The following is a 19,416-nucleotide window of genomic DNA, read 5'->3' on the forward strand; positions in this document are numbered from 1 at the left end:
TCGTCCCTCACCCCGTTCCGATACATGTTCGCGCCGAACGGCCCCAGGGCCCGCCGGCCAGGCAAACCGAGTTGATCGCCGTGGCACGCTCCGCCTCACCTTCCCGTCCCCCGGCCCGCACGGCCGCCCGGCTCCTGCGCGGCCTCTGCGCCGTGTCGCTCTCCGGGCTGCTCGCCGGCTGCAACCTCGTGGTGATGCAGCCCTCGGGCGACGTCGCCCTGCAGCAGCGGAACCTCGTCCTTGCCTCGGTCGGGCTGATGCTGCTGATCGTGCTCCCGGTGATCGCGCTGACGCTGATCTTCGCCTGGCGCTACCGGGCGACCAACGAGTCGGCCCCCTACGATCCGGACTGGCACCACTCGACCCAGCTCGAGGTGGTGATCTGGACGGCGCCGCTGCTGATCATCATCGCGCTCGGCGCGCTCACCTGGATCAGCACCCACACCCTCGACCCGTTCCGGGCGCTCCGGCGGATCGACTCCGCCCGCCCCGTGGCGGCCGGCGTGAAGCCGCTCGCCGTCGAGGTCGTCGCCCTCGATTGGAAGTGGCTGTTCTTCTACCCGGAATACGGGATCGCCACCGTCAACGAGCTCGCCGCCCCCGTCGACCGGCCGATCGACTTCAAGATCACCGCCTCCTCGGTGATGAACGCCTTCTACGTCCCCGCGCTGGCCGGGATGATCTACGCGATGCCCGGCATGCAGACGCAGCTCCACGCGGTGATCAACAAGCCGGGCGAGTATGCCGGCCTGTCCTCGCACTACAGCGGCACCGGCTTCTCGCGGATGACGTTCAAGTTCCACGGCCTCGACGATGCCGGGTTCGACGCCTGGGTCGCCAAGGCGAAGGCGCAGGGCTCCGACCTCACCCGCGAGGACTATCTCAAGCTCGAGAAGCCGAGCGAGGCCGAGCCGGTGAAGTACTACAAGTCCGTCGCCGACGGGCTGTTCGACACCATCGTCAACATGTGCGCCGTGCCGGGCAAGATGTGCATGAGCGAGATGATGACCATCGACGCCAAGGGCGGCGCCGGCAAGGACTCCACCGAGAACCGCGAGCGCCTCCGCTACGACAACCGCCACATCGAGCAGGGCGACGAGGCGCCGGGCGCCACAGCACCCGCGTCCGGCCGCACCCCGCACGGCCAGGAGCAGCCGCAGGGCATGAAGCCCGACGGCAACAACCCGCACGTCCACGAAAACGGAACGAAACCCGAGAACCAGATGCCGGCGCCGGAGCGGGACTCGGTCGCCCCGTCGCAGCTCAACAACAAGTAGGACCGGCGCCCCGCCGCCGAACCACCCTCAACGGATCGAACCCATGTTCTCCAATCCGGATCTCCAGAAGCTCGTCTTCGGACGGCTCTCGCTGGAAGACATCCCCTACCACGAGCCGATCCTTCAGGTGACCTTCGCCATGGTGGCGCTGGGTGGCCTCGTCGTGCTCGGCGCGATCACCTACTACCGCTTCTGGGGCCCGCTCTGGCGGGACTGGCTGACCTCGGTCGACCACAAGAAGATCGGCGTGATGTACATCGTGCTGGCCTTCGTCATGCTGCTGCGCGGCTTCGCCGACGCGCTGATGATGCGCGCGCAGCAGGCGGTCGCGTTCGGCGCCAACGAGGGCTACCTGCCGCCGCACCACTACGACCAGATCTTCACGGCGCACGGCGTGATCATGATCTTCTTCGTGGCGATGCCGTTCGTCACCGGCCTGATGAACTACGTCGTGCCGCTGCAGATCGGCGCCCGCGACGTGGCCTTCCCATTCCTCAACAACTTCAGCTTCTGGATGACGGTCTCGGGCGCCATGACGATCATGGCCTCGCTGTTCGTCGGCGAGTTCGCCCGCACCGGCTGGCTCGCCTATCCGCCGCTCTCAGGCGCGGACATGAGCCCGGGCGTCGGCGTCGACTACTACATCTGGGCGCTGCAGATCGCCGGCATCGGCACGCTGCTCTCGGGCATCAACCTGATCGCGACCATCGTGAAGATGCGCGCGCCGGGCATGACCATGATGAAGCTGCCGATCTTCGTCTGGACCTCGCTCTGCACCAACGTGCTGATCACGGCGGCCTTCCCGATCCTCACCGCCGTCCTCGCCCTGCTGTCGATGGACCGCTACGTCGGCACGCACTTCTTCACGAACGACCTCGGCGGCAACCCGATGATGTACTTCAACCTCATCTGGATCTGGGGCCACCCGGAGGTCTACATCCTCATCCTGCCGGCGTTCGGCATCTTCTCGGAGGTGACCTCGACCTTCTCCGGCAAGCGCCTGTTCGGCTACGCCTCGATGGTCTACGCGACCGTGGTCATCACGATCCTCTCGTACCTCGTCTGGCTGCACCACTTTTTCACGATGGGCTCCGGCGCCGACGTGAACTCGTTCTTCGGCATCACGACGATGATCATCTCGATCCCGACGGGCGCGAAGATCTTCAACTGGCTGTTTACGATGTATCGCGGCCGGATCCGGTTCGAGCTGCCGATGATGTGGACCGTGAGCTTCATGGTCACTTTCACCATCGGCGGCATGACCGGCGTGCTGCTCGCCGTGCCCCCGGCCGACTTCGTGCTGCACAACTCGCTGTTCCTGATCGCGCACTTCCACAACGTCATCATCGGCGGCGTGCTGTTCGGGAGCTTCGCCGGCGTGACCTACTGGTTCCCGAAGGCCTTCGGGTTCAAGCTGGACCCGTTCTGGGGGAAGATGTCGTTCTGGTTCTGGACGGTGGGGTTCTACTTCGCCTTCATGCCGCTCTACGTCCTCGGCCTGATGGGCGTGACGCGCCGCGCCAACCACTTCGACGATCCGTCGCTGCAGATCTGGTTCGTGATCGCCGCCTTCGGCGCGGTGCTGATCCTGCTCGGCATCCTGTCGATGATCGTCCAGTTCGTGGTCTCGATCCGCAACCGCGAGGCGCTGCGCGACCTCACGGGCGATCCCTGGAACGGCCGCACCCTCGAGTGGTCGACCGCCTCGCCGCCGCCGGACTACAACTTCGCCTTCACCCCGGTCATCCACGATCTCGACGCGTGGTCCGACATGAAGAAGCGCGGCTACGAGCGCCCGCTCAAGGGCTACAAGCCGATCCACATGCCGAAGAACACCGCCACCGGCGTGATCCTCGGCGTGGTCTCGATCGGCTTCTCGTTCGCGATGATCTGGTACATCTGGTGGCTCGCGGCCGCGACCTTCGCGACGATGTTCCTCGTCACCGTGATCCACACCTTCAACTACAACCGCGAGTTCTACATCCCCGCCGCCGACGTGGTGCGGGCCGAGGGGCAGCGGACGAGCGTGATGGCGGGACGGGCCTGAGCCGATGATGCACACCGACACGGCTCCGCCGGGCACCGAGGCTCCGGCCTTCTACCTCGACGAGGACCACGCCCACGAGTCGAGCACCATGCTCGGCTTCTGGATGTACCTGATGAGCGATTGCCTCATCTTCGCGGTGCTGTTCGCCACCTACGGGGTTCTCGGCCGCAACTACGCGGCCGGGCCCTCGCCACGCGACCTGTTCGAGCTGCCGCTGGTGGCGCTCAACACCTCGATGCTGCTCCTGTCCTCCATCACCTACGGCTTCGCCATGCTGGAGATGGAGAAGGACAACGTCCGGACGATGCAGGTCTGGCTCGCGATCACCGGCCTGTTCGGCGCGTGCTTCATCGGCATCGAGCTCTACGAGTTCGCCCACCTGATCCACGAGGGCGCGACGCCGCAGCGCTCGGCCTTCCTGTCCTCGTTCTTCGCCCTGGTCGGCACCCACGGCTTGCACGTCTCGCTCGGCATCGTCTGGCTGATCGTGCTGATGGTGCAGACCGCCCAGAAGGGGCTGATCGTCGAGAACAAGCGCCGGCTGATGTGCCTGTCGATGTTCTGGCACTTCCTCGACGTCGTCTGGATCGGCGTCTTCACCTTCGTGTACCTGATGGGAGTGCTGCAATGAGCTCGGCGACGGGGGCGGGGCACCACGCCGAACCGCACGGTCACGGCCACGACGCGCACGGCCACCCGGCCGGGGCGCACGGCTCGTTCAAGAGCTACATGACCGGCTTCGTGCTCTCGGTGATCCTCACCGCGATCCCGTTCTGGCTGGTGATGAGCGACGTGCTCGGCAACGCCGTGCACACCAGCCTGATCATCATGGCCTTCGCGGTGGTGCAAATCGTGGTCCACATGATTTACTTCCTGCACATGAACACGAAGTCCGAGGGCGGATGGACGATCCTGGCCCTGATCTTCACGCTGACCCTCGTCGTGATCACGCTGACCGGCTCGATCTGGGTGATGTATCACCTGAACACCAACATGATGCCGACGTCGCCGCACGACCTGATGCACCACAAGCCCTGAGGACGTCCCGCCTCGGCCTGACGGCCTTCAACCTCGCGAGCGCGCTGGCGGTCGCGGGGCTCGTCGCCCTCGGGATCTGGCAGGTCGAGCGCCGGGCATGGAAGCTCGACCTGATCGCGCGGGTCGAGGCCCGAATCGGCGCGGCCCCGGTCCCGGCGCCCGGGCCGGCGGCGTGGCCGAGCGTGACCGAGGCCGCCGACGCCTACCGCCACGTCCGGGTGGCGGGCCGCTTCCGCCACGAGTCCACCACGCTGGTCCAGGCGGTGACGGTGCTCGGCGGCGGGTTCTGGGTGCTGACGCCGCTGGTCGCCGACGGCTTCACGGTGCTGGTGAACCGCGGCTTCGTTCCCTCCGATCGCCGCGATCCTGCCGGCTGGCGCCGGCCCGAGGGCGAGGTCGACGTCACCGGCCTGTTGCGTCTCACCGAACCCGGCGGCGCGTTCCTGCGCAGCAACGCGACCGCCGAGGATCGTTGGTATTCCCGCGATGTCGCCGCGATCGCTTCGGCCCGGGGGCACTCCGGCGTCGCGCCCTACTTCATCGATGCGGATGCGTCGGCGGATGATCGCTTGCCCGTCGGCGGGCTGACGGTGGTCGCCTTCCACAACAACCACCTCGTCTACGCGCTGACCTGGTTCACCCTCGCTGCGATGACGCTGGGGGCCGCGATCTACGTGAACGTGGAGCGGCGGAGGTAAGGGGCCTGCTCGTCGGGTTCGGGTGGGCTGCCGCATTCTCCCTCCCCCCTCTGCGGGGGAGGGTGGCCCGCGAAGCGGGTCGGGAGAGGGGAGCGACGGTGCCTGAAAGGGCGCTCCCCTCTCCCAACCCTCGCTGACGCGAGGCCCACCCTCCCCCGCTTAAGGGGGGAGGGAAGACCCGCGGGCGGATGAACCGGATGCGTGCGTCCGGCCGGCGCTCGGCCGCTCAGCCCGCGTTGGCCTGCGGCGTCAGCTTCAGGATCCGTCCGTCCGGGCCGTCGGTGACGGCGTAGACCGCGCCGTCGGGGCCGACGCGCACGTCGCGGATGCGGGCGTCGAGGGGAACGCGCTCCTCGGTGACGACCTTGTCGCCGTCGCGCTTCAGCACCACAATCCCCTCGCTGACGAGGCCGCCGACGAGGAAGTCGTCCGTCCAGGCGGGAAACAGCGTGCCGGTGTAGAGCGCCATGCCCGACGGCCCGATCACCGGATCCCAGTAATAGACCGGCTGCACCGTGCCGGCGGCCTGGGTCACGCCCTCGCCGAGGGGCTCGCCGGAATACTCGATGCCGTAGGTCGCGACCGGCCAGCCGTAGTTGAGGCCGGGCCGCGGACGGTTGAGCTCGTCGCCGCCGCGGGGCCCGTGCTCCACGGTCCAGAGCCGGCCCTGGCCGTCGAGCGCCGCCGCCTGGACGTTGCGGTGGCCGTAGGACCAGATCTCGGGCTTGGCCTTGTCGCTGCCGTAGAACGGGTTGTCCTTGGGGGCTTGGCCGTCGGCGTCGATGCGGAACACCTTGCCGAGGCCGCTGGCGAGGTCCTGGGCCTGGACGCGCGTCGCCTTGTCGGAGCGCTCGCCCACGGTGACGAACAGCTTGCCGTCGGCGGCGAAGACCAGGCGCGAGCCGAAATGCTTGTCGCCGTCGTAAGTCGGCATCTGCCGGAAGACGACCTTCACGTCGTCGAGCTTCGCCCCGCCCTTGCCGTCCTGGACGAGCTTGGCCTTCGCCACGGTGGTGCCGTTGCCCTTGTCGCGCGGCTCGCTGTAGCTGAAGAACACCAGCCCGTCGGTGGCGAAGCCGGGGCTCAGGGCGATGTCGAGCAGGCCGCCCTGGCCGCGCGCGTCGACCTTCGGCACGCCGGCGATCGCCGGGCCGACGGTGCCGTCCTTGGACACGATCCGGATTTTTCCGGCCTTCTCGGTGACGATCATCCGGCCGTCCGGCAGGAACTCCATTGCCCACGGGCTCGCGAGCCCCTTCGCGACCGTCGCGACCTCGACCTTCGTGGCGTCCGCCGGCTTCGGGGCGCGGGTCTGGTTCGGCAGGAGCGGCTTGTAGCCGGTGTTCGGCGGGGCGGTCTCGGCGGGGGTGTCGCCGGCGCTCTTCGCCGCGGGCGCGCTGAAGGCGTCGCCCTCGATACGGGACGGCCGCTGGGCGGCGCTGTCCTCGGCGAAGGCACCCGGTGCCAGCGCGACCGCCGCCACGGTGGCGAGCGCGAGGGATCGGAAGCGCGGCACCTGCAAAAATCCTGTCACCGTCAAGAATCCTCCTGGATAGGGTCGGCCGCACGCGCGGCATCGGTCTGGCGTGCTCGGTCACATGGGGCGGGGGCGCCGCCAAGGCGAGCGCGGGACGCCCGGAGCCGCCGCGTCCGCTGCGCTGCGGACCGAATCGCCATGAACCGGGTGGGCAGCCGGCATGCGGTCCGGTCGACCGCCTTGACCGCAGCACGGCGGGTCGCCAATTCTTCCTTCACCGATCGGCGGGCGGCCTGCTGCAGGCGCTCGCGCGGTCCTTGAGAAGGGTATTTTCCGATGGCGACGGTGAAAGTGACCGACGCGAGCTTCGAGCAGGACGTCCTCAAGTCCGTCGAGCCCGTGGTCGTGGATTTCTGGGCGGAGTGGTGCGGTCCCTGCCGGCAGATCGGTCCGGCGCTCGAGGAGATCGCGTCCGACATGCAGGGCCGCGTGAAGATCGCGAAGGTGAACGTGGACGAGAATCCCGGCATCGCCTCGCAGTACGGCATCCGCTCGATCCCGACGCTGCTGCTGTTCAAGAACGGCGAGCGGGTCGACCAGAAGGTCGGCGCGGCGCCGAAGGGCGACCTGTCCCGCTGGATCAGCGCGCAGACCGCCAGCGCCTGACGCGGCGACCGATCAGGACGAGCCCGCCTCCTCACGGAGGCGGGCTTTTTCGTGCGCGTCGGTTTCTTCGGCGCGTCGGACGGTGCGCGCAAAAAGAAAGCCCGGCCGTCGGGCCGGGCTTTCTCGCGTTTCGAAACCCAATTCGAATGATCGGAGCCGACCCCGGGCTCTGAGCGGCCCGTGGGTCGGAGGTCGGATCCTAGTAGGAGCCGAACTTGTAGTTCAGGCCGGCGCGGACGACGGCGAACTCGGTGTCGTTGCGGCGGGCGACGTAGCCCGGAGCGAAGAACACGGCGCCGGCGGCGTTGGTGGCGTAAGCGCCGTTCAGACGGTTGTTCTGATCGAGGTTCACGTAGAGGGCTTCGACCTTCACCGTCACGGCCGACGAGCGGAAGAAGTTCAGGAACGAGTCGGTCGGGAGGGCGTACTCGACGCCGCCGCCGGCGGTCCAGCCGGTCCGGAAATCGTCACGGCTGCTGTTCGGCAGGCCGAACTCGCGGCCACCGCCGGCGCCGTAGGCGAAGCCGCCGGTGCCGTAGAACAGGGCCTTGTCGACCGCGTAACCGATGCGGCCGCGCACGGTGCCGAAGAAGTCGAGGCTGGAGATGCCGTTCGGGCTGAACGCCTGGACGCCGGGCGCGAGGGCGAACCCGGGGGTGACGACGTAGCGGTTCCGGTTGCGACCGAAGTCGACGTACTGGGCGTCCGCCTCGATACCGATCACGACGCCGGAGCCCGGGGTGAACTGGTAGTTGTAGCCGACCTGGCCACCGCCGGTGAACCCGTCGGTGGAGTTCGAGCCGCCGAAGGCGATCTGGGTCGGGACGGCGGCCGCGACGGCGGTGCCCGGAGCCACGTTCACGACGGTCGCGCCGGAGCGGTCGTTCGCGTCGAAGCCGTAGCCGGCGTTGATACCGAAGTAGAAACCGGTCCAGGTGAAGACCGGCACCGGCGTGAACACCGGCGGAGGCGCGCGGCGCGGCAGGTCGGCGGCCGAAGCGGCGGCGGTGAGCGCCGTGAAGGCGGCCAATGACGTCAGAAGCGTTTTCATGTTTTTTTGATCCCCAGCGTGTTGCCCGATCGATGCTGAGGATAAGTGATTTCCCACGGCCAAGATGTAACATCCGGGCCACAGCTGCCTGGTGTCTGCATTGTTGCGCCGATCGCGTGTGCTGTGCAGCAAAATAAGTCTGAGGTTTACCGCAGATCAACGCAAGGTCAGGTCGGCGGCGTGCCGTTGGCGGTCAGGACGGCGCCGACGAGGTAGAGCGAGCCGCAGATCAGGATCCGCGGCGGCCGCTCGAAGGCGATGTCGGCGACCATGGTCAGCGCCGCCTCGATGCTTGGCGCGATGCGCGCGCTGAGGCCGACCTGGGTCGCGATCTCCTCGACCTCCTCGGCGGGCCGCGCCGCCATCGATCCGGCGATCGGCACCGCGATCAGCGCGCGCGCCAGCCCGACGAAGTGGCGCAGGAAGCCCTCCGCGTCCTTGGTGCCGAGCAGGCCGACGATCAGGACCAGCGGCACGTCGCTGCGCTCGCCGAGGTCGGCCAGCGCCGTCGCGAGGATGCGTCCGCCGTCGATGTTGTGGCCGCCGTCGAGCCAGAGCTCGGAGCCGGGCGGCACCAGGGCCGCCAGCCGTCCGCGGGCGAGGCGCTGCATCCGGCCCGGCCAGTCGACGTTGCGCAGGCCGGCTTCCACCGCGCCGACGCCGATGTCGCCGAAGCCCGCCGCCCGCAAAGCCGCGATGGCGGTGCCGGCATTGGTGAACTGGTGGCGGCCGACGAGCTTGGGGCGCGGCAGATCGAACAGGTCCGTCTCGTCCTGGTAGACGAGGCGGCCGCTGTCCTCATGGACCGAGAAATCCTGGTTGCCGACCCAGACCGGCGTGGCGCCGACCGCCGCGGCGCGGCGGCACAGCACCGCGTCCGCCTCGGCGTAGTCCTGGGCCGCGATCACCGCCGGGCAGCCGCGCTTGAAGATGCCGGCCTTCTCGATCGCCACCAGCTCGACGGTGTCGCCGAGATACTCGGCATGGTCGCGCCCGATCGGCGTGACGACCGCCGCCGCGACCGTGTCGATCACGTTGGTCGCGTCCACGCGGCCGCCCAAGCCCACCTCGAGCAGCAAGACGTCGGCCGGCGCCTCGGAGAACAGCAGCAGCGCCGCCGCAGTGGTGATCTCGAACACCGTGATCGGGTCGCCCGCGTTGGCGGCCTCGCAGCGCGCGAAGGCCTCGGCGAGCCGGTCCTCCGGGACGTAGTGGCCGCCGCCGATGCCGCCGAGCCGGATGCGCTCGTGGAAGCGCACGAGGTGGGGCGAGGTGTAGACGTGCGCGGCCAGGCCCCCGGCCTCCAGGATCGCCCGCATGAACGCGATGGTCGAGCCCTTGCCGTTGGTGCCGCCGACGTGGATCACCGGCGGCAGCCGGCGCTCGGGGTGGTTCAGGCGCGCGAGCAGGCTCTGGATCCGGCCGAGCGACAGGTCGATCGTGCGCGGGTGCAGGGCCAGGAATCGCGCCATCAGCGCATCGGAGGAATCCATGGGCGTGCGGCGCGTCAGGCGGGTTCGAGGATCGGTGCGGATGCGGCCGGCGCCGGCGCGGCGGGCGGGCTTACGTTCATCAGCAGGCCGCAGATCCGCACGATGGTGTCCTTCAGCGCGTGGCGGTGGACGACCTGATCGAGCATGCCATGCTCGAGCAGGTACTCGGCGCGCTGGAAGCCGTCGGGAAGCTTCTCCCGGATGGTCTGCTCGATGACGCGCGGGCCGGCGAAGCAGATCAGGGCGCCGGGCTCGGCCAGGTGCACGTCGCCGAGCATCGCGTAGGAGGCGGTGACGCCGCCGGTCGTCGGGTTGGTCAGCACGACGACGTAGGGAAGCCTTGCCGCGCGCAGGCGCCGGATCGCCACGGTGGTCCGCGGCATCTGCATCAGCGAGAGGATGCCCTCCTGCATCCGCGCGCCGCCCGAGGCCGCGAACATCACGTAGGGCGTGCGCTTTTCCAGCGCCGTCTCCGCGCCGCGGATGAAGGCCTCGCCCGCCGCCATCCCGAGCGAGCCGCCCATGAACGCGAAGTCCTGGACCGCCAGCGTCATCGGCTGGCCTCCGACCCGGCCGAACCCGACCTTGAACGCATCCTGCATCCCGGTCTTGGTGCGCGCCTCCTTGAGGCGGTCGGCGTAGCGCTTCTCGTCGCGGAACTTGAGCGGGTCGACGGCGACCTCCGGCAGCGGCACGTCGATCCAGGTGCCCTCGTCGAACATCATCTTGAGCCGCGCGCTCGCGCTCATCTTGAGATGGTGCTCGGAGCCGGGGATGACCCAGTGGTTCCCCTCGACTTCCTTGTGGAACACCATCTGCCCGGTATCCGGGCATTTCACCCAGAGGTTCTCGGGCGTCTCGCGCTTGAACAGGGTCTTGATCTTGGGGCGCACGACCTCCGAGATCCAGTTCATCGGTTCGACCATCATGAAGCGCCCGTCCGGTTCGATCGGGCCGACATCGTCGATCGGCCCCGCGTAGCTCAGGCTTGCATATCGGGGCCGGTGCCCCGGTCGGCCAGTGCCGTCGGCGTCAGGCCGCGCGGGCCGAGGCCGAGCGCACCCCGGCGGCGAGCTCGCGCACCAGCGTCGAGACCGCCTCGACGCTGCCGCCGGTGGCCTGGCCCGCGCCGTCGAGCGTCCGATGCAGCGCGTCGACGAGCGCCGAGCCGACGACGACGCCGTCGGCGCCCTTGGCGATGGCCGCGGCATGCGCCCCGGTCCTCACGCCGAAGCCGACCACCACCGGCAAGGCCGTGTGGCGGCGGATGCGCCCGACCGCGGTGCCGACCGCGGCGAAATCCGGCGTCGCCGTCCCGGTGATGCCGTTGATCGACACGTAGTAGACGAAGCCCGCGGTGTTCGCGAGCACGGCCGGCAGGCGGCGCTCGTCGGTGGTCGGCGTCGCCAGCCGGATGAAGGCGAGGCCCTTGGCCAAAGCCGGCAGGCAGAGCTCGTCGTCCTCCTCCGGCGGCAGGTCGACCACGATCAGCCCGTCGATGCCGGCCGCCGACGCGTCGTCGAGGAAGCGCGCGACGCCGTAGGTGTGGATCGGGTTGAAGTATCCCATCAGGATCACCGGCGTCTCGGCGTTGCCGGCGCGGAACTGGCGCACGAGGTCGAGCGTCTTCGCCACGCCCTGGCCGGCCTTGAGCGCCCGCAGGCCCGCGGCCTGGATCGCCGGGCCGTCGGCCATCGGGTCGGTGAAGGGAAGGCCGAACTCGACGATGTCGGCGCCCGACGCCGGCAGCGCCTCCAGCACCTTCAGCGAGGTCTCGGGATCGGGATCGCCCGCCATCACGTAGGTCACGAGGGCGGCGCGGCCTTCCGCGCGGCAGCGGGCGAAGGTGGCGTCGATGCGGGCGGCCATGGTGCCTGTCCGTTCCTGGTGTCGAAGAAGGAGATCGCGAAGGGATCGAGGAGCGATCAAGGGTTGGCGGACGGGATCGCCCGAGGGATTGGTGCCGCGCCTACACCATCGGCGGCGGCCCGTGAAGCGGAGGCGGTTTGGCGGCCCGTCCTCGCGTGCGCGAGGCGGCCGGGTGCGCATGCCTCGAAAGCGGGCATGGACGTTCGCGCGCCAGCCGCCTATTGTGCAGGCAGGCGGGAATACTTTGCACACTATTGTGGCAGATCAAGAAAAACCCTAGGTCTCGAATCACGGTCGCCAAAGATCGACAATCGAATCCGAGGACACGCCATGACCAATCCTTCCGAGATCAAGAACCGCTTCCACGCCAGCCTCGAGGCCTCCGAGGCCCGCGAGAACGGCTTCCGCAGCCGTCTGCTCGCCGAGGGCGCGCGCGCGCTCCAGCCGGTGCTCGGCGTCCTGACCCTGATGTCCGAGGTGCTCGACGAGCGCGACAACGTGCACGGCAGCATCACCGGCCTGGATTGCGCGATCGACAGGGAAGACTTCGTCACCCTGCGCGCGGTCCTCAGCGGCACCTCGCAGCCCGAGCAGCGGATCGTGATCAAGTACGGCCCCGAGCTCGGCGGCCGCAACCTGATCTCGGTCTCCGGCATCGGCCAGGCCTACGCCGAGAAGCTCGTCGCCAAGACCCATTGCGCCGCGAGCCTCGGCCGCTCGGTCGGCAGCGACCTGCAGCTCGACGTCGCCCGCGCCGAGGACCTCGCCGAGGTGGTGCGCGAGATGGTCGAGGCCTACTTCGTCGGCCAGGCCCAGGTGCCGGTGCAGCACCATGCCGGCGCCATCGAGGGCCACGCCCGCTACGCCGTGCAGTGATCCCGCGCCGCAAGGCCCGCCCGACCTCCGCTCCGGCGACGGTTCCCCCGTCGCCGGAGCGTCGGCGCGTCCTATCTGCGTGACGACGCAGCGTGTCCCGGCCCCTGCCGGACCCGCGACTCCCTCACGCATCGCCCCGGTTCTCAGGGCGCACGGGACGCTCCGCATGGCTTCCATGATCACCCCCGTCTGGTTCATCACCGGCTGCTCCACCGGCTTCGGCCGGGACCTCGCCCGCGCCGTGCTCGCCCGCGGCTGGCGCGCGGTGGTGACGGCCCGCGACCTCGGCCGCGTCGCCGACCTCGCCGAATCGTCCGGCGACCGCGCCCACGCGCTCGCCCTCGACGTCACCGACCAGGGCCAGGTCGACGCCGCGGTCGCAGCCGCCCACGCGGCGTTCGGCCAGGTCGACGTGCTCGTGAACAATGCCGGCTACGGCTACCAGGCCTCGGTGGAGGAGGGGGTCGAGGCCGAGATCCGCGCGCAGTTCGACGCCAACGTGTTCGGCCTGTTCGCGCTGACCCGCGCGGTGCTGCCCGGGATGCGGGCGCGGCGCAGCGGCCGCATCCTCAACATCACCTCGGTGGCCGGCTTCATCGGGTTTCCCGCGTCCGGCTACTATTCGGCGAGCAAGCACGCGGTCGAGGGCTGGTCGGACGCGCTCGCCGCCGAGACCGCGCCGCTCGGCATCAAGGTGACCTGCATCGAGCCGGGCCCGTTCCGCACCGACTGGGCCGGGCGCTCGCTGAAGCAGACGCCGAGCGCGATCGCCGATTACGCCGAGACCGCCGGCGCCCGCCTCACGGCTACGTCCGAGAAGAGCGGCACCCAGGCCGGCGATCCGGCCCGCGCCGCGGAGGCGATGATCCATGTCGCCGAGATCGAAGATCCGCCGCGCCACCTCGTCCTCGGCGCCTGGGGCTACGATGCGGTGACCGCGAAGCTGAAGGCGCGGCTCGCCGAGATCGAGGCCTGGCGCGAGACCAGCCTCGGGGCGGATTTCCCGGAGGGCTGACGCGGTCTCGCGTCCATTGGCGCAACCTCCGGTTAAGCGCCCTTGCAAACCCATCGTTCAGCCTCTGCTGCGATGGTCGCTCCGCCCGGACGCGTCACGCCGGGGGAGATCCGCATGGACCCCAGGGACCTCGTCGTCGCGCTCGCGCTCCTCGTCGCCATCGCCAGCCTCGCCTTCGCCTGGGCGCGGCGCGGGCGGGCGGGCGCCCTGGACGACGCCGAAGACCTCCACGACCGGATCTGGCAGGTCTCCGAGAGCGAGGACCGCTACCGCGCCCTGGTCGAGGCCACGACCGACGTGATCGTCCAGCGCGACGCGGCCGGCCGCATCACCTTCGCCAACGAAGGCTACGCCGCGCTGTTCGACCGGACGCCGCTCGCGATGATCGGCGCGACCCTCGATCTCCAGGTGCTCGAGACCGCCGGCGCCGAGACCGGCCCGGACGGCGTGCGCCGGAGCGAGGCGCGGGTGATGCCGGCCGACGGCGTGCCGCGCTGGTTCGCCTTCGTCGAGGTGCCCGTCGCCCGCGGATCCGAGCCGATCCAGTGGCTGCGGGCCGGCCGCGACGTCACCGGCCGGGTCGAATCGGCCCGCGCCCTTGACGTGGCGCTGTCGCGCGCCGAATCGGCGAGCGTCGCCAAATCGCGCTTCCTCGCCACCGTCAGCCACGAGTTCCGCACGCCGCTCAACGGCATCCTCGGCATGGCCGACCTCGTCCTCGACACGAGCCTCGACGGCGAGCAGCGCACCTACGTCCAGGCGGTGCGCACCAGCGGGCAGGCGCTGCTGGCGCTGATCGACGGCATCCTCGACTTCTCCCGCATCGAGGCCGGCCGCATCGACCTCGCCGCCGAGCCGTTCGACGCTTCCGCCACCGCCGAGGCGGTGGTCGAGCTGCTGGCGCCGCGCGCCCAGGACAAGGGCATCGAAATCGCCCTCGACGTCGCCGACGGCGTGCCGGGCCTGGTGATCGGCGACGGCGACCGGGTGCGGCAGATCCTGGTCAACCTCGTCGGCAACGCGGTGAAGTTCACGCAGGGCGGCGGCGTCGGCGTCAGCGTGGCGCAGGCCGACGGCGCGATCGTGCTCGCGGTCGCCGATACCGGGCCGGGCATCGCCGACGACCGGGTCGGATCGCTGTTCGAGGAGTTCGAGCAGGGCGACGGCAGCGCCAGCCGCAGCCACGAGGGCACCGGCCTCGGCCTCGCCATCACCCGCCGCCTCGTCCTGCGGATGGGCGGGCGGATCGAGGCGGAATCGAAGCTCGGGCGCGGCTCGACCTTCCGCGTCGTGCTGCCGCTGCCGGCGGCCGAGCATCAGCCCGCCGCCGTGCCGCGCCCGGTGCTCGCCGCGCGCAAGGTGCTGATCGTCGCTGATTCGCCGTTCCAGGCCCCGTTCCTCGCGCGCAACCTCGCGCGCACCGGCGCGTCCGCGGTGGTGATGCCGAACCTCAAGGACGGGCTCGATGCGCTCGCCGGCGTCGGCTTCGACGCGGTGATCGCCGACTGCGCGCTCGGCGACGACGCCGTGCGGCGCCTCGCCGACCAGGCCAAGGCCTGCGGCGTGCGCTGCAGCCTCGTCCTGCTCTCGCCGTTCGACCGGCGCGAATTCGGCGCGCCGAATGCGGCCGGGTTCGACACCTACCTGATCAAGCCGGTGCGCGCCCGCTCGCTGTTCGACCGCCTGCTCGCGCCCACCCCGCCGGCCGAGCCCGCGCCCGAAGCGGCCAACGCCGCGCCCGTGCGCGCGGGCACGGGCCTGCGCGTGCTGCTGGCCGAGGACAACCCGATCAACGCGCTCCTGGCGACCAAGGCCCTGGAGCGCCTCGGCGCCGAGGTGGTGCACGCGGCCGACGGGCTCGAGGCCCTGGCCCGCCTCGCGGAGGGCGGCACGTTCGACCTCGCCCTGATCGACATCCGCATGCCGAATTGCGACGGCCACGAGACCGCCCGCCGCATCCGCGCCGCCGAAGCCCGCGGCAAGGGCGGCCGGCTCCACCTGGTCGCGCTGACCGCCAACGCGGGCCGCGAGGACGAGAAGGCCGCGCGCCGGGCCGGCTTCGACGGGTTCCTGGCTAAGCCCCTCGACCTCAAGCTCCTGCCCGGCCTGCTCGAGCGGCGCGTCGCGCGGGCGGCTTGACGGACGCGTCCCCCCGCGCGAACACCGTCGTCATGCCTTCCGACACGCCCGCCAACCTGCCCGCCGACCCGCACCCGACGTCCCGCGACCCCGGCGGCCTGGCCGCCTGGGGCATCGCCGCCCTCGTCGCGGCGACGGTGCTGCTCGGCGTGCTCCTGCCCAACCGCGCCCCCCACGGCCCGGCCTCGCCGGCCGACGACGCGACCTGCGCCGAATGGGGCGACGGCTGCCGCGTCTGCCGGCGGCTCGCCGACGGGCCGGCCTGCTCGCTGCCGGGCATCGCCTGCACGCCCGGCCCGCTGCAGTGCCTGCATCGCGTCGGCGGTTGAGGCCGGACGCCGAGTCGCGGCCCGTCTTCCGCTTCGCCCCGAGCCCGAACGGCCGGCTGCATCTCGGCCACGCCTATTCCGCGCTGCTCAACGCCGCGCTCGCGTCCCGCACCGGCGGGCGCCTGCTGCTGCGGATCGAGGACATCGACCCGACCCGCTCGCGACCCGAGCTGATCGACGCGATCGGCGCCGACCTCGCCTGGCTCGGGCTCGTCTTCGACCCACCCGTCCGCCGCCAGTCGCAGCACATGCCGGACTATCGCGCCGCCCGCGACGGGCTGATCGCGCGGGGCCTGGCCTATCCCTGCTTCTGCACCCGCGGCGACATCCGTGCCGCCGCCGGCGGCAATGCCGCGCGCGACCCGGACGGCGCGCCGCTCTATCCCGGCACCTGCCGGGCGCTCGATCCTGAGACCGCCGCCGCCCGCCGCGCCGCCGGTGAGCCGCACGCCTGGCGGCTCGACATGGCCCGGGCGATCGGGCAGGCGCCGGGCCCCCATGTTTATACGAACCTGGCGCTTCTCCCTCCCCCCGACGGATCTCAGGCTTGCCCGGGATCCGCACCTTGCGTGCCCAAGTCGGGCAGGACCGACTTGGGTGCGGGGGAGGGTGGGCCTCGCGTCGGCGAGGGTCGGGAGAGGGGAGCGCCCTTTCAGGCATCGTCGCTTCCCTCTCCCGACCCGCTTCAGGGGGGAGGGGAGGGCGCGTTTCACGAGATGGTCCGGGTCGTTGATCCCGCCCGCTGGGGCGATGCCGTGATCGCCCGCCGCGACGTGCCGACGAGCTACCACCTCGCCGTCGTGGTCGACGACGCGCATCAGGGCGTCACCCACGTGGTCCGCGGCCGCGACCTCGAGGCGGCGACAGACCTGCACGTCCTGCTCCAGGGGCTGCTCGGCCTTCCGACCCCGCGCTACCACCATCACGCCCTGGTCCTCGGCCCGGACGGGGGCAAGCTCGCGAAGTCGAAGGGCTCGGAAAGCCTCGCCGACCGTCGCGCGCGGGGCGAAACACCGGAGACGATCCGCGCGGCGCTCGGCTTCGCCTGAAGCGCCGGCTCGCTGCGGGAAGGCCGCCTCAGCGCACCGCCGCGTCGCGCTGCGCCATCGCGGTGGCGCTCTTCGACTTCTGCATCACCGCGTCGATCTGCTCGCGCTGGCGCTTGAACTCGGCGAGCATCCGCCCGTCGAGCTCGCGCCCGCGCGGCACGCGGATCTTCATCGGGTCGACGAAGTGGCCGTTGATGATCACCTCGTAGTGCAGGTGCGCGCCGGTGGAGAGCCCGGTGGAGCCGACATAGCCGATCACCTGGCCCTGCCGCACCCGCGCGCCTTCGGTGACGCCACGCCCGAACCGCGACATGTGGTTGTAGGTGGTGACGTAGCCGTTGATGTGCTGGATCTCGACCCGGCGTCCGTAGCCCGAGGTCATCTCGGCCCGGATCACGGTGCCGTTGCCGGCCGCCACGATCGGCGTGCCGATCGGGTTCGACCAGTCGACGCCGGTGTGGAGCTTGGCATAGCCGAGCACCGGGTGGCGGCGGTAGCCGAAGCCCGAGCGCATGATCCCGTCGGCGATCGGCTTGCGGATCAGGAACTTCTTGAGCGAGCGGCCCTGGTCGTCGAGGTAGTCGATCGAGCCGTCGTCGGGCGACTGGAAGCGGTAGACCTTGCGGCTCTCGCCGCCGAGGTTGAGCGAGGCGTAGAGCAGGTCCGGCCGGTCGGCGCTGGCGCCGGCATCCTCGTCGTAGGTGTAGAACACGTCGAGGCCGTCGCCGGCCGAGATCCGCCGCTGGAAGTCGAGATCGTAGCTGAACACCCGCACGATGTCCTCGACGGTCGCCCGCGGCAGGTCGTGCCGGGCCGCGGTCTCGTAGAGGCTCTGGTAGAGGCGCGGGCCCGAGCCGCCGTCCTCGTCCTCGTCCTCCGAATTCTCGGCGCTCGCGGCGGGCTTCTGCGAGGGCGTGTCCTCGGGCGGCGGGGCCACCGAGACGAAGGCCCCGCGGTCGTTGATCGCGGCGATCCCCTCGATCCCGCCCTCGCCGTAGAGCACCACGCGGGTCACCTGCCGCGGATCGCCGGGCTTCGCGCCCGGCGCGATCTGGAGCCGGAACTGCTGGCCCTCGGCCAGCGCGCCGGTCTTGGCCTTGCCGCCGAGCGCCGTGACGATGCCGCGGATCTGGTCCTCGGAGGCGAAGCCGGTGGCGCGCACCACCGCCTCCAGCGTGTCGCCGCGCTTCAGGGCGAGGTCGCGCTCCTCGACGATCGGCGTCTCGTTGGGGCGCAGCTCGACCTTGGCGAGCTTGGTCACGTTCTCGGGGACGACCAGCACCTCGATCGACTTGAACGGGTTGCCGTCGGCGGCATTGCCGGCCTTGGGGCCGCCGTCCTTGGCCCCGCCGTCGAAGTCGGGTGCCGTCGCGCCCTGGAGCGTGCGCGACAGGAGGATCTGCGGCGCGATCGGGATCGCGGTGCGCCGGCCGGCCTCCGCGGTGCTGCGGCGCTCCTCCTCGACCTGCGCCGTCACGTCGTCGTCCGACAGCGCGGCCGCCCCGGCCTCGACCGCCGCGTCGACGAGGTCGCGCTTGACCACGCTGACCTCGGCGCTCGGCGCGTCGGCGGAGCCGGCATCGGCGGCGCGCTCGAGCGGCTCGTCGGACACGAACTTCATCGGATCGAATTTCGGGATGTCGCCGGCGAACACCCCGGTCGACATCGAGAGCGCCGTGGTGATCCGGACGAAGGGCCGGACCTTGATGATCTCGCGATCGCCGAGCCGCACCGTCACCGGGGAGCGGAAGCTCTGCTTGGCCGAGGCGATCATGAGGTTGCGCACGAGCCGGTCGCCCTTGCGCGCGAGATTGGCGCCGCCCTCGCTCGGCTGCGGCCGGGCGGGGATGCTCACCCGCTCGGGGATGGCGGCGAAGGAGGCCTCGCCCTGCAGCGAGACGTGGAGCGCCGCGCCGATCAGCGCGGCCCCGGTCAGGCCGGTGAGGGCGGAGGCGCAGAGCCAGCGCAGGTTCACCTCGCGCCGATCGATGCGCGTCGCATCCGATCCGAGCAGGTCGAGGGCGGGCTGGATCCCGTGGGCGTAGCCCGGCAGGGTCCGCGGGCCGCTGGCCTCGCCGATCTTGAGACGGTCGCGGTTCACCAAGAGCGCCTTGTCGGAGGAGGGCGGCATCGCAGCCGCCAGGACATCAGCATGTCGAAGGGCAGCATGTCGAGATTGAGGCGCCTCGCGCGCGAGCGCGTTTCCCCTCCCTCCGGTCGAGCGGATCCCCTTCACCCCCGAAACGCCGAACGCACCCGTCTCAGGATCGCTGGAGGGCCGTCCGGGCGGCCTGTCGTGGTTCTGTCGTCGAAATCGAAGAAAGTTCCGTTTTGGCTGTTGACGGGCTGCTGGGTGGTCCGTATACCCCTGTTCATCGAGACGGGGCGGCGG

At 70.5% G+C, this 19,416-nt stretch carries 17 protein-coding genes; 11 read left to right on the plus strand and 6 right to left on the minus strand.

The window, feature by feature from the left end; genetic code table 11:
* Positions 1-80: 80 nt before the first annotated feature.
* The 5 genes from cyoA to MKK70_RS02095 are packed head-to-tail and all read left to right on the plus strand — an operon-like array spanning position 81 to position 5,060.
* Positions 81-1,277: a ubiquinol oxidase subunit II gene (gene cyoA, locus MKK70_RS02075; protein ID WP_147841996.1), complete on the plus strand. Its 1,197-nt coding sequence runs from the start codon at positions 81-83 to the stop codon at positions 1,275-1,277.
* A gap of 43 nt (positions 1,278-1,320) precedes the next feature.
* Positions 1,321-3,324 carry a cytochrome o ubiquinol oxidase subunit I gene (gene cyoB / locus MKK70_RS02080; protein WP_147728168.1) on the plus strand — a complete coding sequence of 668 codons (2,004 nt, stop codon included), beginning with the start codon at positions 1,321-1,323 and terminating at the stop codon, positions 3,322-3,324.
* Positions 3,325-3,328: 4 nt separating this feature from the next.
* Positions 3,329-3,955: a cytochrome o ubiquinol oxidase subunit III gene (gene cyoC / locus MKK70_RS02085; RefSeq protein ID WP_147728169.1), complete on the plus strand. Its 627-nt coding sequence runs from the start codon at positions 3,329-3,331 to the stop codon at positions 3,953-3,955.
* Positions 3,952-4,362 (plus strand): cytochrome o ubiquinol oxidase subunit IV, encoded by a 411-nt coding sequence (gene cyoD / locus MKK70_RS02090; protein ID WP_147841995.1) that lies wholly within the window; start codon positions 3,952-3,954, stop codon positions 4,360-4,362. The genes cyoC and cyoD overlap by 4 nt, the downstream gene beginning before the upstream one ends.
* On the plus strand, positions 4,359-5,060 hold the full coding sequence (locus MKK70_RS02095; protein WP_409568235.1) for an SURF1 family protein: 702 nt from the start codon (positions 4,359-4,361) through the stop codon (positions 5,058-5,060). Before cyoD ends, MKK70_RS02095 begins: the two co-directional genes overlap by 4 nt.
* Before the next feature lie 226 nt (positions 5,061-5,286).
* On the opposite strand, the gene MKK70_RS02100 is transcribed toward MKK70_RS02095, so the two are convergent.
* A complete protein-coding gene (locus MKK70_RS02100) occupies positions 5,287-6,576 on the minus strand; it encodes a PQQ-dependent sugar dehydrogenase (protein ID WP_243945595.1) in 1,290 nt (429 codons plus the stop codon).
* 297 nt (positions 6,577-6,873) lie between these two features.
* On the opposite strand from MKK70_RS02100, the gene trxA reads away from it, so the two are divergent.
* Complete coding sequence (gene trxA / locus MKK70_RS02105) at positions 6,874-7,203, plus strand: thioredoxin (protein ID WP_147751865.1); 330 nt, start codon at positions 6,874-6,876, stop codon at positions 7,201-7,203.
* Positions 7,204-7,402: 199 nt separating this feature from the next.
* Here trxA and MKK70_RS02110 read toward each other — a convergent pair whose 3' ends face one another.
* The 4 genes from MKK70_RS02110 to trpA form a co-directional block, all read right to left on the minus strand.
* The gene (locus MKK70_RS02110; RefSeq protein ID WP_147728404.1) at positions 7,403-8,254 is read right to left on the minus strand and encodes an outer membrane protein; all 852 of its coding nucleotides are present in this window, start codon (positions 8,252-8,254) and stop codon (positions 7,403-7,405) included.
* A 167-nt stretch (positions 8,255-8,421) separates the two neighbouring features.
* Positions 8,422-9,747: a bifunctional folylpolyglutamate synthase/dihydrofolate synthase gene (locus MKK70_RS02115; protein WP_147841993.1), complete on the minus strand. Its 1,326-nt coding sequence runs from the start codon at positions 9,745-9,747 to the stop codon at positions 8,422-8,424.
* A gap of 14 nt (positions 9,748-9,761) precedes the next feature.
* Entirely contained in the window at positions 9,762-10,673 is a 912-nt protein-coding gene (accD, locus tag MKK70_RS02120; RefSeq protein ID WP_147728406.1) for an acetyl-CoA carboxylase, carboxyltransferase subunit beta, read from the minus strand.
* A gap of 106 nt (positions 10,674-10,779) precedes the next feature.
* The gene (gene trpA / locus MKK70_RS02125) at positions 10,780-11,616 is read right to left on the minus strand and encodes a tryptophan synthase subunit alpha (protein ID WP_243945596.1); all 837 of its coding nucleotides are present in this window, start codon (positions 11,614-11,616) and stop codon (positions 10,780-10,782) included.
* A gap of 330 nt (positions 11,617-11,946) precedes the next feature.
* Here trpA and MKK70_RS02130 point away from each other — a divergent pair, with 330 nt between their 5' ends.
* The 5 genes from MKK70_RS02130 to MKK70_RS02150 all read left to right on the plus strand — a co-directional run bounded on the left by MKK70_RS02130 (position 11,947) and on the right by MKK70_RS02150 (position 17,024).
* Positions 11,947-12,492: a hypothetical protein gene (locus tag MKK70_RS02130; protein ID WP_243945598.1), complete on the plus strand. Its 546-nt coding sequence runs from the start codon at positions 11,947-11,949 to the stop codon at positions 12,490-12,492.
* Positions 12,493-12,658: 166 nt separating this feature from the next.
* Positions 12,659-13,507: an oxidoreductase gene (locus tag MKK70_RS02135; protein ID WP_243945600.1), complete on the plus strand. Its 849-nt coding sequence runs from the start codon at positions 12,659-12,661 to the stop codon at positions 13,505-13,507.
* A 114-nt stretch (positions 13,508-13,621) separates the two neighbouring features.
* A complete protein-coding gene (locus MKK70_RS02140; RefSeq protein ID WP_243945602.1) occupies positions 13,622-15,646 on the plus strand; it encodes an ATP-binding protein in 2,025 nt (674 codons plus the stop codon).
* 32 nt (positions 15,647-15,678) lie between these two features.
* On the plus strand, positions 15,679-15,975 hold the full coding sequence (locus tag MKK70_RS02145) for a hypothetical protein (protein WP_243945604.1): 297 nt from the start codon (positions 15,679-15,681) through the stop codon (positions 15,973-15,975).
* The gene (locus MKK70_RS02150) at positions 15,972-17,024 is read left to right on the plus strand and encodes a glutamate--tRNA ligase family protein (RefSeq protein ID WP_243945606.1); all 1,053 of its coding nucleotides are present in this window, start codon (positions 15,972-15,974) and stop codon (positions 17,022-17,024) included. The genes MKK70_RS02145 and MKK70_RS02150 overlap by 4 nt, the downstream gene beginning before the upstream one ends.
* Before the next feature lie 28 nt (positions 17,025-17,052).
* Here MKK70_RS02150 and MKK70_RS02155 read toward each other — a convergent pair whose 3' ends face one another.
* Complete coding sequence (locus MKK70_RS02155; protein WP_243945616.1) at positions 17,053-19,125, minus strand: M23 family metallopeptidase; 2,073 nt, start codon at positions 19,123-19,125, stop codon at positions 17,053-17,055.
* Between the last annotated feature and the right edge of the window lie 291 nt (positions 19,126-19,416).

Origin of the sequence: Methylobacterium sp. E-041 (assembly GCF_022829665.1) — a bacterium.
Classification (GTDB): Bacteria; Pseudomonadota; Alphaproteobacteria; order Rhizobiales; family Beijerinckiaceae; genus Methylobacterium.